This is a genomic window from Nocardioides astragali (assembly GCF_024436375.1).
GTDB lineage: Bacteria > Actinomycetota > Actinomycetes > Propionibacteriales > Nocardioidaceae > Nocardioides > Nocardioides astragali.
Map to the genome: position 1 here is coordinate 745,194 of NZ_JAFMZM010000001.1, position 12,459 is coordinate 757,652.

General features: G+C 71.5%; 8 protein-coding genes. 7 read left to right on the forward strand and 1 reads right to left on the reverse strand.

Annotated features, from left to right (window positions below; translation table 11 throughout):
• Positions 1-113: 113 nt before the first annotated feature.
• Positions 114-296, reverse strand: coding sequence for a hypothetical protein (locus J3P44_RS03685; protein ID WP_255888879.1), 183 nt, complete (start codon positions 294-296; stop codon positions 114-116).
• Here J3P44_RS03685 and J3P44_RS03690 point away from each other — a divergent pair.
• The 7 genes from J3P44_RS03690 to J3P44_RS03720 all read left to right on the forward strand — a co-directional run bounded on the left by J3P44_RS03690 (position 295) and on the right by J3P44_RS03720 (position 12,446).
• On the forward strand, positions 295-1,827 hold the full coding sequence (locus J3P44_RS03690; protein ID WP_255888880.1) for a CYTH and CHAD domain-containing protein: 1,533 nt from the start codon (positions 295-297) through the stop codon (positions 1,825-1,827). The genes J3P44_RS03685 and J3P44_RS03690 overlap by 2 nt on opposite strands.
• A gap of 216 nt (positions 1,828-2,043) precedes the next feature.
• Positions 2,044-5,940 (forward strand): Pls/PosA family non-ribosomal peptide synthetase, encoded by a 3,897-nt coding sequence (locus tag J3P44_RS03695; protein WP_255888881.1) that lies wholly within the window; start codon positions 2,044-2,046, stop codon positions 5,938-5,940.
• On the forward strand, positions 5,937-7,223 hold the full coding sequence (locus J3P44_RS03700) for a M1 family metallopeptidase (RefSeq protein ID WP_255888882.1): 1,287 nt from the start codon (positions 5,937-5,939) through the stop codon (positions 7,221-7,223). Before J3P44_RS03695 ends, J3P44_RS03700 begins: the two co-directional genes overlap by 4 nt.
• Before the next feature lie 212 nt (positions 7,224-7,435).
• Positions 7,436-7,678: a 4'-phosphopantetheinyl transferase superfamily protein gene (locus J3P44_RS03705; protein ID WP_255888883.1), complete on the forward strand. Its 243-nt coding sequence runs from the start codon at positions 7,436-7,438 to the stop codon at positions 7,676-7,678.
• Positions 7,679-7,871: 193 nt separating this feature from the next.
• Positions 7,872-9,002 (forward strand): hypothetical protein, encoded by a 1,131-nt coding sequence (locus tag J3P44_RS03710; protein WP_255888884.1) that lies wholly within the window; start codon positions 7,872-7,874, stop codon positions 9,000-9,002.
• A gap of 616 nt (positions 9,003-9,618) precedes the next feature.
• Positions 9,619-11,256, forward strand: a complete 1,638-nt coding sequence (locus J3P44_RS03715) for a metallophosphoesterase (protein WP_255889157.1) — start codon at positions 9,619-9,621, stop codon at positions 11,254-11,256.
• Complete coding sequence (locus tag J3P44_RS03720; RefSeq protein ID WP_255888885.1) at positions 11,253-12,446, forward strand: HupE/UreJ family protein; 1,194 nt, start codon at positions 11,253-11,255, stop codon at positions 12,444-12,446. Before J3P44_RS03715 ends, J3P44_RS03720 begins: the two co-directional genes overlap by 4 nt.
• Positions 12,447-12,459 lie beyond the last annotated feature (13 nt).

Here is a 12,459-nt window from a genome sequence, read left to right on the forward strand (position 1 = left end):
GCCTTTCACCCCACACGCTGGGGGGCATCTGCCAACGGCTGGTGACGCATGGGCCAACCGGTCGTGACGGCTGCGGGGACGTCGCATGCCAGAGCTCGCCACCCCTGACGCGATCAGGTCGAGCGGGCATAGACGGCCGGCGTGACGCCGAGCAGCCGCCTGAAGTGCCTGGTCAGGTGCGCTTGGTCGTAGAACTCGACCTCGGCGGCGACGAAGCTCGGCCGCTTGCGCCGCGAACAGCTGTGGGGAGCGACGAAGGGTGCCGGAGAGGCAGCGGTTGCGAGATGATGGTGCATGGCGCCTGAACGACATCGAGAGGTCGAGCGCAAGTACGACGTCGATCCGCGTACGCCTCTGCCGCCGCTGTCCGACGAGGGCCGGGTGGCGTCGGTGGGAGAGGCCGTGGAGCTGGCGCTCGAGGCGACGTACTTCGACACGGCGGACCTGGCGCTCGCGCGAGGCGGGGTGACGCTGCGGCGTCGCACCGGCGGGACCGACGACGGGTGGCACGTCAAGCTGCCGAGATCCGGGGACTCCCGCACCGAGCTGCATGCGCCGTTGGGCAGTGCCGACGAGACCGTGCCGAAGGACCTCCTGGCGTCGGTGCGTGCGCTGGTCCGCGATCGCCCCCTCGTCCCAGTCGTACGCCTGAGCACGCGCCGCACCGAGCATGCCCTGCGCGACGAGGCCGGGGCGGTGCTGGCGCTGGTCTGCGACGACCAGGTGCGCGCCGAGCAGCTGCCGGGCGCGGACGAGGTGCACGAGTGGCGCGAGTGGGAGGTCGAGCTCGTTGCCGGCGACGAGCTGCTCCTCGACGAGATCGAGGAGCGCCTCCGCGAGGCGGGCGCCGAGCCGGCGGCCACCGCATCCAAGCTGGCACGCGCGCTGGCCGGACGTCTGCGACCGCCCCGGCCGGAGCCGTCGGCGAAGTCGCTACGGCGCGGGACAGCGGCGGAGGTCCTGCGCGCGCACCTGACCGAGCACATCACCAGGCTGCACACGCAGGATGGTCGCGTCCGTTCGGGCGAACCCGGCGCCGTCCACAAGATGCGCATCGAGGCACGACGACTTCGTACGGCGCTCAAGACGTGCCGGCCGTTGTTCCACGACGGCGCCACCGACACCCTCGACGACGAGCTCCGTCGGCTCGGACGCGTCTTGAGCGGTGCCCGCGATGCGCAGGTCCTTCGCGAGCGGCTCCGAGGCCTCGTGGCGACCCAACCACCTGAGCTCGTCATGGGTCCGGTCGGTGTCCTGATCGACGACGAGCTGAGCGCTGCCGAGCAAGTGGGCCGCGCGAAGGCGCTCGAGGCGATGGCGGACACCCGATACCTCCGCCTGCTCGACGACCTCGACGCGTTCGTTGTCGACCTCCCGGTGACGGAGAGGGGCGACGGGCCGGCACGCGACGTGCTTCCCCGTCTGCTGCGCCGCGACGCGAAGCGCCTCGAGCGTGCCGTCCAGCGCGTACGTCAGGTCGAGGCCGGTGAGGCCCGCGACGCCGCTCTGCACGAAGCCCGCAAGAAGGCGAAACGACTGCGGTACGCCGCCGAGCTGGCGGTCCCGGTGTCGGGGAAGCGGGCAACGAAGCTGGCCTCCTCGGCCAAGGAGGTGCAGCGGGTCCTGGGCGAGCACCAGGACACCGTGATGTCCCGCGCGTTCCTGCGCGAGCACGGGGCGCGCTGCCACGCCGACGGACTGAACGGGTTCACCCTGGGCCGGTTGCACGCAATCGAGGAAGCTCGTGCCGAGGACGCCACGAAGGACTTCGCGGAGGCGTGGGCGGACCTGGACATCTCGCAGGTGCGCAAGCGCCTCGGAGGCTAGGGCCTGGTCGAGGCGCTCGCTGCCGAGAGCGCGATGGTGAGACGGACGGGCTGCTGTTCAAGCACCGTTCACCCGCGGCTGCCACGGTGCCTGCTCCACCCCGGGCCCCGACCAGAGGATGAGCGTGCTTCAAGACGTTCGCGACTACATCGACCGCTTCCGCGACCCCGCCCCGTTGCTCGTCGTCCGCGGCATCAGACGCGGCGGGCGACTGACGTGACGGCGGACACGCAAGCGTCGGGGCTGCTACCCGCTCTCCTGGCGAGTGACCGTGCCCCTGCGCCACGCACGTTGGTCGACATCTTCCGCGAGGTGGTGGACTTCGCTCCACAGAGTCCCGCCGTGGACAACGGCGTCGAGGTGCTCACCTATGCCGAGCTGGCCGAGGCCGCCGACCGGCTCGCCGCCGAGCTCCGGGAGACGGGCGTCCGCCGCGGCGACAAGGTCGGCGTGCGCATCAAGTCCGGCACGACGGACCTCTACGTCGCCATCCTCGCCATCCTGTGCGCCGGCGCCGCCTACGTCCCGGTCGATGCCGACGACCCCGACGAGCGCGCCCGCGTGGTCTTCGAGGAGTCCGGGGCGGCGGCCGTCATCGGCAACGACCTGCGGATAGAGGGCCGTCGTCCTGTGGCGAACGCAGGGGACTCGAGCGCCGCAGGTGACGGAGGGCCGAGCGTCGAGGACGACGCCTGGGTCATCTTCACCAGCGGTTCGACGGGCAGGCCAAAGGGCGTCGCCGTCACGCACCGCAACGCCGCCGCCTTCGTCGACGCCGAGTCGCGGATGTTCCTCCCGGAAGAGCCGCTCGGCCCCGGTGATCGCGTCATGGCCGGTCTCTCCGTGGCCTTCGATGCCAGCTGCGAGGAGATGTGGCTCGCCTGGGCGTACGGCGCCTGCCTGGTCCCGGCGCCGCGCTCGCTGGTGCGCAGCGGTGTCGATGTGGGGCCGTGGCTGGTCGCCAACGCCATCACCGTGGTCTCCACGGTGCCCACCCTGGTCGCACTCTGGCCGCCGTCCTCGCTCGAGCAGGTGCGGCTGCTGATCATGGGAGGCGAGGCGTGCCCGCCCGAGCTGGCCCAACGCCTGCAACGTGCGGGCCGCGAGGTCTGGAACACGTACGGCCCCACCGAGGCGACCGTCGTGGCGTGCGGGGCGCTGCTCGACGGCTCCGACCCGGTCCGCATCGGACTGCCTCTCGACGGATGGGACCTCGCCGTCGTCGACGCCGACGGCAACCCGGTCGCCGAGGGCGCCACTGGCGAGCTCATCATCGGAGGCGTCGGCCTCGCTCGCTATCTGGATCCCGCGAAGGACGCCGAGAAGTACGCCCCCATGCCGAGCCTGGGCTGGGAGCGCGCTTACCGCTCCGGCGACGTGGTCCGCAACGACCCACAAGGACTCGTGTTCGCCGGTCGCGCAGACGACCAGGTCAAGCTCGGCGGCCGCCGCATCGAGCTCGGTGAGATCGACGAGCAGCTGCTGCGCCTGCCGGGCGTCATCCAGGCCGCCGCCGCGGTGAGGTCGACCCGCAGCGGCAACCGGCTGCTGGTGGGCTACCTCACCGTCGACCCCTCTTACGACGCCGGCACCGCCCAGGAGCTGCTCCGAGGACGACTCCCCGCCGCCCTCGTCCCACGACTCGCGGTCGTCGACACGTTGCCGACCCGCACCAGCGGCAAGATCGACCGCGACGCCCTTCCGTGGCCGCTTCCTCGAGCCGCGCCGCCGGCGGTCCGGCTGGACGCGACCCAGCAGTGGCTGGCCACGATCTGGTCCGACGTCCTCGGCGCCGACGTGACCACCCCTCGCGACGACTTCTTCGACTTCGGCGGCGGCTCGCTGACAGCAGCGCAGGTCGTGAGCCGGATCCGTGAGCGCTACCCCGAGATCGTCGTCGGTGACGTCTACGCACACTCCAGCATCGCTGCGCTCGCCGCCGCGCTGCCCGCCCTGGCAGGCACCCAGCCGGCCAGCAACCGCGACGTCCGGCCCCTATCGCTGAAGAGCCAGGCCGGCCAGCTGCTTGCCCTCGTGCCGCTGCGCGGCCTCGCCGGCCTGCGCTGGCTCAGCTGGCTCCTGCTCGGATCCACCATTGCTCGCTCGACCCTCGGCCTGGGCGGACTGCCGAGCACGCCGGCCTGGGTCCTCATCCTGACGACCTGGTTCTTCCTCGTGCCACCGGGACGCATGACCCTCGCCGCCCTCCTCGCGCGCGCGGTGCTCCGCCCGGTCACGCCCGGGACGCACCCGCGCGGGGGGAAGGCGCACCTGCGCATCTGGCTCGCCGAGCGCATCCAGGACGAGCTCGCCGCCACCTCCCTTGCGGGCGCTCCATGGTTCCCGTTGTACGCCCGCCTGCTCGGCAACACGATCGGTCCGGGCGCCGACCTGCACACGCTGCCGCCCGTCACGGGGATGCTGAGTCTCGGCAAGGGTGCCGCCATCGAGCCCGAGGTCGACCTCGCCGGCTACTGGATCGACGGAGACGTCATCCACGTGGGGCCGATCACCGTCGGCGCCAGGGCCCGGGTCGGAGCCCGCTGCACGCTCAGCCCCGGCGCACGTGTCGGCAAGGACGCAGAGGTGGCGCCGGGTTCGCTGGTCGACGGCGACGTCCCCAGTGGGGAGTTCTGGGCCGGCTCTCCGGCCGAGCGGCGGCGAGCCGACGCCCGCGGCCCCTGGCACGACCCGCCCAGCGGCCGGACAGCCACGACGGGGAGCGCCTGGCTCGGCCTCTACGGAGCGATGGCGGTCCTCATCGCCGCGCTGCCCGGCATCGCGGTGCTCGTCGGGGCGCTGGTGCTGCTCCCGGTGCTGCGCGGCGCCGACGGCCTCGGTGACGCGGTGGGCCGGGGTCTGCCCTGGCTGCCGCTCGCGGCGCTGACTGGCTATGCCTCGCTGGTCGTGATGATCTGGGCCCTGGTCCGACTGCTCGGCCTCGGCATGCATGCAGGGGTCCACCGGGTCCGGTCCGGCACCGGTGTGCGGATCTGGAGCACGCTGCGGGTGCTCGACGAAGCCCGCACCTGGCTCTTCCCCCTGTACGCCAGTGCGCTGACCCCGACCTGGCTGCGCATGCTGGGGGCTCGCATCGGTTCGGGCGTGGAGGCTTCGACGGTGCTGCTGATCCCGAAGTTCACCACCGTCGGCGAGGACGCCTTCCTGGCCGACGACACCCTGGTCGGGTGCTATGAGCTCGGCGGCGGCTGGATCCGCGTCGACAACGTCAAGATCGGCAAACGCGCCTTCGTCGGCAACTCCGGCATGGCGGCACCGGGCCGGAAGGTGCCCAAGGAGTCCCTCGTCGCCGTGCTCTCCGCCGCCCCTGCTCGCCAGGTCGCCAAGGCCGGCTCGAGCTGGGTGGGGAGCCCCCCGACCAGGCTGAGGCGCACGAGCGGCGAGGCCGACGACACCCGGACCTACACCCCGTCCACGGGGCTGAAGGTGGCGCGCGCGGCCGTCGAGACGGCTCGCGTCGTGCCGCTCATGCTGCTGGTGCTCCTCAACGTCGGGGTGGGCGTGACCCTGCTTGCGCTCGTTGACGTGCACCCCATCGCTGCCCCCGTCCTCGCTGGACCTGTGCTGATCGCGGCAGGTCTGGGGGCCGCGATGGTGACCGTCTGCGCCAAGGTGGTCCTCGTCGGCCGGCACCAGGCCTTGGACCACCCGCTCTGGTCGTCGTTCGTGTGGCGCAACGAGCTGGCCGACACGTTCACGGAGGTGCTGGCCGCACCCTGGTTCGCAGCGCCCGCCCGAGGCACGGCGGCCCTCAACGCCTGGTTGCGGCTGCTGGGCGCCCGGATCGGTCGCGGCGTGTGGTGTGAGACCTACTGGCTGCCCGAGACCGACCTCGTCACCCTGAAGGACGGATCCACCGTCAACCGGGGTTGCGTCGTGCAGACGCATCTCTTCCACGACCGGGTGTTGAGCATGGACACCGTGACCCTCGAGGCCGGTGCGACCCTGGGTCCCAACAGCGTTATCCTTCCCGCTGCGACGATTGGTCGGCACACCACCGTGGGCCCGGTTTCTCTCGTGATGCGCGGGGAGGTTGTTCCTCCTCGGACCTGCTGGATCGGCAACCCGATCGGCCCTTGGGAGGCACCGTGAGTCTTGAGCCGTACATCCCCGACCACGGCGACGACTCGTTCGACGTCGCCCACTACTCGTTGGGGCTCGGCTACAAGCTCATCGGCAACCGTCTCGACGGCGACGCGGTGCTGTCCTGCGTGGCGCGCGCCGACACCACGGCCGTCACCCTCGACCTCGCCGGCCTGCGCGTCGCGAAGGTGTTCGTCGACGGGACCCCCGCGCGGTTCACCCACCGCGGGAGCCGGCTCCGGATCCCGGCCCGGCTCGCTGCGGGCCAGGAGTTCGAGCTACGCGTGAAGTACGCCGGCTCGCCGTGCACTCTCAAGGCGCCGCACCTCGACGACGCGGGCTGGGAGGAGCTCACTGACGGCGTCATCGTGGCGGCCCAGCCGCACGGTGCTCCGACGTGGTTCCCGTGCAACGACCGTCCGAGCAACAAGGCGACGTACGCCATCACCATGGCCGCCCCGAGCGACTACTACGTCGCGATGAGCGGCAGTCTCACCGACACCCGTCGCCGTGGCTCGGTCACCGAGTGGACGTGGGAGATGCCGCAGCCGATGGCGCCCTATCTCGCCACCGTCCAGATCGGCCGTTACGAGGTGCGCGACCTGGCGGAGGGCGTGACCGTGATCGCGCCGCCGGACCTCAAGGGCGAGGGCTACGACGCGTCGTTCGGCCGGCAGCCGGCGATGATGGAGTTCTTCGAGTCGGTCTTCGGGACCTACCCCTTCGACGACTACACGGTCGTGGTGACCGACGACCCGCTCGAGATCCCACTGGAGTCGCAGTCGCTGTCGACGTTCGGCCGCAACTACGCGTCCGCCGACTGGCACGCCGTCCGGCTCGTCGCGCACGAGCTCGCGCACCAGTGGTTCGGCAACGCCGTCACGCTGCGTGAGTGGCACGACATCTGGCTGCACGAGGGCTTCGCCTGCTACGCCGAGTGGCTCTGGTCCGAGGAGTCCGGGGGGGAGAGCGCAGCGTGGTGGGCGGCCCACTACCAGGCGAAGCTGGCCGAGCTCGACCAGGACCTGCTGCTCGCCGACCCGGGCCCGGCGCTGATGTTCGACGACCGGGTCTACAAGCGCGGCGCGTTGACCCTGCACGCGCTCCGCTCGGTCGTGGGCGATCACGACTTCTTCGACATCCTGCGCGAATGGGTCGAGCGGTTCGGCGGCGGCAACGCGACGACCGCCGACTTCGAGGCGCTGGCTGCCGAGATCAGTGGGGAGTCGCTCGGCGGGCTCTTCGACGCCTGGCTCCGCTCACCCGAGCTTCCCGACCTGCCGGAGCGATGAACCGCACGCACGTCGCATGGCACGACGCCAGGACTCATCCGGACACCGCGCTGGCCAGGCATGCCACGTCCCTGCTCGGAGCAGGCGTCATCGCGTCGGGCCGCCTCTGCCCAGAGTGTGGCAGCGACCGTCACGGGCGTCCGTGGCTGCGCCACGAAAGTAGGTCCGTCCACGTCTCCCTCGCGCGCTCCGGCGCGCACCTCGTGACCGCCATGTCCGGGACGCCGGTCGGCGTCGACGTCGAGGTCGAGGTGATCGACGTGCTGCCAGAGCTGGTGCTCGCGCCGGGTGAGACCGCTGATCTTGCGCGCGCCTGGACGCGCAAGGAAGCGGTCCTCAAGGCGCGAGGAACCGGCCTGACGACACCGATGGTCGACGTCGTACTTGCACACGAGTGCTGGGAAGACATCGAGGCCCCCGAGGGGTACGTCGCTGCGGTGTCCCTCCTGCCGTAGCTGCCCGGTCGGCGGCTCGTCGTCCCGTGCCGTCGCAGCGGGAGCCCGGCCGTACCGGGACGTTCGCCGGGCCGTCACCGGCGGCCGTCTCCGCGTTCACCCGGCGCCGCGAGGGTTCGCCGTGGCCTGCCTCGGGGCCTGTCCGCGGGGCGAGGAGGCCGTCACTCCTTGCCTCTCGAAAGGACCGCACCCCATGCGACTCCACCCCCGCCGACCTGCGCCGCACAGGCGAGCCGGCAACCGGATCACGACCGTGGCGGCCGCGCTGACCAGCGGCGCCCTCCTGGCATCGGGTTGGTACGCGGCGCCGGCCGCGGCCGAGCCCGGCGGCGTACGACCGGGCGGCACGCAGGGGACCGAGCCGCTGCTGACCCCTGCTGACGGCGCCTGGCTCGAGCGCACCGTGGCTGTCGCCGCCGAACCCACGACCGTCGACGACAGCGTCTCGAGCCTGACGGTCGACGGCCAGGAGCTCGCGGGCGAGAGGACGGTCGGTGCGTCTCGGCTGAGCTTCGACGTGGGCAGCAACTCCATCGAGGCGCGATACCGCAACTACGTGCTGGTCAACGGCGAGCACCGCATCCACCTCCCCGACCTGGTCGAGGAGCGTGCCACGGTCGAGGTCCCCAATGAGCACCTGCAGGCGGGGGAGAACACGATCGAGGTGGTTACAGGCGCGGTCGCCAGCGACTGCGGGCAGAACCACGACGACTTCGTCCTCTCCAACATCGGGCTGGAGCTGCTGGGCGAGGTCGCCGACGGCGAGGAGAACGAGTACTCCTACTCCTTCGGCGACGGCAGCTGCGGGTCCAACACGTCGCTGCTCAAGAGCGCTGTGCTCACCTTCTTCATCCTCTCCGACCCGCAGGGCACGACCGGGCTGCACGCCGAGCTCGACACCGCCACTCTCGCGAACGGCGAGCACGAGCTGCGCGCCACCACAGAGTCGGGCGCCACGGTGACCCACCGCGTCACCGTCAACAACGCACCGGCCGGCGCAGGCGCGACCGGTGCTGGGCTCGGGCGAGGCCACGCTCGCCTTCACCGTCGGCAGCAACTCCGTCGAGGCACGCTACGACAGCCGCCTCCTGGTCAACGGGATGAGCGTGCCGCTCGGCGGCGACTACGTCAGCCAGCGAGCGCAGGTGACCTTCCCCAACGAGTACCTCGTGCCCGGAGCAAACACGTTACGTGTGGTGACCGGCGCGGTTGCGGCGTCGTGCGGGTCCAACCGCGACGACTTCACGCTCTCCAACCTCGTCCTTACCCCCGCCGTCGGCGGGGCCGCAGGGCAGGGGTTGCGGGCGTCGTACTCGATGGGTGACGGCAACTGCGGCTCGTCGACGACCGCGCTGCGCGAGGTCGACCTGGGCTTCCAGGTGGACGCACCTGCGGGGGGCCTCCGCGCCGACGTCGACACGGCGACCCTGCCCGACGGCCGGCACGTCCTCGCGGCGACCTCTGCCACCGGAGAGGTGTCGACCCGTGCGCTCTTCACCGACAACACCGCCCCCGTCGTCGTGGCGAGCACGCCGGCCGAGAGATCGACCCTCACGTCCTCAGCACCCCTCGACGTCACGCTGGAGGACGCTTCCGGCGTGATCGGTGACCCGGAGCTGCGGCTGGACGGCAAGCCGATCGCGCCGGGCGAGCTCGTGGGTCCCGGCCTCGGGGCGGGCGAGCACCTCCTCGCCGTGACGGCCAAGGACTCGCTCGGCAACACCGCCACGCGCGAGATCCGCTTCCGCTCCGCCGGCATCCCGGACGAGCCGACCGACCTGGCGCCCGCACCCGGCGCCACCGACGTGCCCACCGACGCGCGTCTCGAGGCCCGGGTGGGCGACCCGGACGGCGGGCCGGTCACGGCGACCTTCTCCCAGGCCGAGATCCTCACCCCGGCCCAGGGATGGCAGGGCTCGGCGGCCACGGTTCCGACCACGATGAGCGTCCCGGGTGAGCGCAACGTCGGCAGCACCCGCGCCCTCGCCCCGGGTGATGCCCGCGTCCTGGAAGCCCCGGCGAGTCGTGACGTGGCCTACCAGCGCTACGACGTCCAGGTGAGGGGCCGGGTCGAGGCGCCGGTGCTCCGCTGGGAGGGCACCATCGACCCCGCCCGCACGGTCACCCTGCGTGCCTGGAACCTCCGCACCCAGCGCTGGGACGCCCTCACCGGTCGCCGTGGCGCCGTGTCGGGCAGCACTGTGCTGACCTCCACCGTCGACGAGCGCTACATCGACGGCCAGCAGGTGCACGTGCTGGTCACCGGCGAGGACCCGTTCACCGACGACATCGAGCCCGGTCCGAAGGACGGCTTCGCCGACCCCGCGGCCTACGACTTCTCGCTGGTGCACTTCACCGACACGCAGTACCTCTCCGAGGGCGCCGTCGAGCAGGAGACCGCCGAGGAGCGCGCGGTGTGGGAGAAGGCGTACGCCGACATCACCCGCTGGGTCGCCGGCAACGCCGCCAACCGCAAGATCGCCTACGTCGCCCACACCGGCGACATCATCGAGAACAACATCCGCCGACCGACGACCCCCGCGATTGAGGAGCAGGTCATCGGCGAGTTCGAGGTCTCCTCGAAGGCGCAGCGGACGCTCGACGACGCAGGCATCCCCAACGGCGTGGTCGCGGGCAACCACGACAACTGGTCGGGCACCGACAACGGTCCCGACGCGCTCTACAACCGCTACTACGGCCCCGACCGCTACTCCACCGCGGCTGGCCGGTGGCGCGACGCGTCGTACGGCGGTCCCTGGAAGCCGGGCGACAACCAGAACCACGTCGACCTGTTCACTGCCGGCGGTCTGGACTTCGTCGTGGTCGGGCTGTCGTACGGCGTGACCCGGGAGGAGGCCGAGTGGGCGGACTCCGTGTTCAAGCAGTACGCGGACCGCAACGGCATCCTGCTCTCGCACGACTACCTCAGGCCGTCCAGCAGCCCCGACGGCCGCGGCGCGACCTTCGCGGCACCGGACGGCTCGCTGCTCTACAACACGATCGTGGCGGACAACCCCAACGTGTTCCTGATCCTCGCCGGTCACGAGCACGGCGTCGGCACCAACGTGAAGCCGGACGTGGGCGAGGTCGGCAACGGCGTGGTGGAGCTGCTCGCCGACTACCAGTTCTACACGGTGTCGGCCGACCGGCTCGGACTCACCGAGGTGGGCGGCTACCAGCCGAGCGACCAGCTCCGGTTCGGCGCGAGCTTCTTCCGGATGCTCCAGTTCGACGTCGACCGCGGGGAGATGATCGTCGACACCTACTCGCCCTTCCTCGACGACTTCGGGGCCACGGAGTTCGACACCGACCTGCGCTACAACGGCCAGGAGGACAACATGGTGCTGCCGGTCGACCTGACCACCCGCACGACCCGCTTCGCCACCGACTCGATCGGGCTCTACAACCCGGTCGCAGTGGTCGGAGACACCGTGGTGGCCTCCGGCGAGGTCGCTCGGGTGACGTGGAGCGGTCGCAGGCCCGGCAGCACCTACGCCTGGATCGTCACCGCCCGGTCGGCCGGTGGTGGCGTGACGTCGTCGCGGCCGAGCGTGTTCACGACCGCCGGGCGGTCGTGAGCCCGATCGCCCGCCTGGGCCTCCTGGTCGGCCTCCTCTCGGGCGTGGTGGTGGTGCTCGGCACGGCGGCTCCGGCCGTAGCGCACGACGCCACCACCACGGCGTACGCCGAGGTGAGCGGTGCAGGCCCTGACGTGCGGGTGGTGCTGGACCTGGAGTACGACCTGTTGATGAAGTCGGCGTGGCTCTACGCCGAGGCGTACGAGGCGACCGATCCCGCCGAGCAGCGGCGCCGGCTCGAGGCGCATGCCGACGCGGTGGCCGCCTACACGCTCGAGCGGTTCCAGGTGGCGTACGACGGCAGCCGGTGTGCCGGCGAGCTCGCTGGCGTCCCGGGCCTGACCCAGCGAGGCGACCGCGCCTTCGCCGTGGTGTCCCTCGAGTACCGCTGTCCCGGTGGCCAGGGCACCCACGAGCTCTTCAGCGCGCTGTTCCCCGACGACGAGAACTTCGTGCACAGCACCAGGACGATCGTGCACTACGAGCTGGACGGCGCCGAGGGTGCCGCCGTCCTCGCCGCGGCAGATCCGACCCACGCGGTCTCCGACGGCGACCCGGGTTCGACGGTGGCGGTCGCGGAGGGCAGCACGTGGCGCAACCTGGGTGGCTTCGTCGTGCTGGGCGGCGAGCACCTGCTGCTCGGCCCCGACCACCTCCTCTTCCTCCTGGCGCTTCTCATCGGGGCCCGAGGCCGCCGCGACGTCGTCCTCACCGCCACGACGTTCACGATCGCCCACAGCGTGACGTTCCTGCTGGCCGCAATCGGCCTCGTGAACGCGCCGTCCGGGATCGTCGAGCCGCTCATCGCCCTGTCGATCGTGTCGGTCGCGACCATCCATCTCCTGCGCCGGCGCGCGGACAGCGCCACCACGCGGTGGCGACTGCCTGTCGTCTTCGCGTTCGGTCTGTTGCACGGGCTCGGTTTCGCTGGCGCGCTCGGCATCGACGAGCGCTGGTCATGGCAGCTGCTCGCGTCGTTGCTTGCCTTCAACGTGGGCCTCGAGCTGGCACAGATTGCGCTGGTCGTCCTGCTCTACCCGATCGTGACGCTGCTCAGACGAAGCGTTGCCGGCGACCAGGTGCTGGTCGCCGCCGCGGCACTCGTCGCGGCCGTGGCCCTCGTCTGGTTCGTCGAGAGGCTGCCGTTCGGCGCCGACCTCGCGGCGCTGGTCCTGCCGGTGGGGCCTTGACGGCTGCCGAGCG

Coding starts and splice junctions, on each gene's coding strand:
- J3P44_RS03715 (WP_255889157.1), top strand. CDS start 9,619: ATGAGCGTCCCGGGTGAGCGCAACGTCGGCAGCACCCGCGCCCTCGCC.
- J3P44_RS03710 (WP_255888884.1), top strand. CDS start 7,872: ATGCGACTCCACCCCCGCCGACCTGCGCCGCACAGGCGAGCCGGCAAC.
- J3P44_RS03690 (WP_255888880.1), top strand. CDS start 295: ATGGCGCCTGAACGACATCGAGAGGTCGAGCGCAAGTACGACGTCGAT.
- J3P44_RS03705 (WP_255888883.1), top strand. CDS start 7,436: ATGTCCGGGACGCCGGTCGGCGTCGACGTCGAGGTCGAGGTGATCGAC.
- J3P44_RS03685 (WP_255888879.1), bottom strand. CDS start 296: ATGCACCATCATCTCGCAACCGCTGCCTCTCCGGCACCCTTCGTCGCT.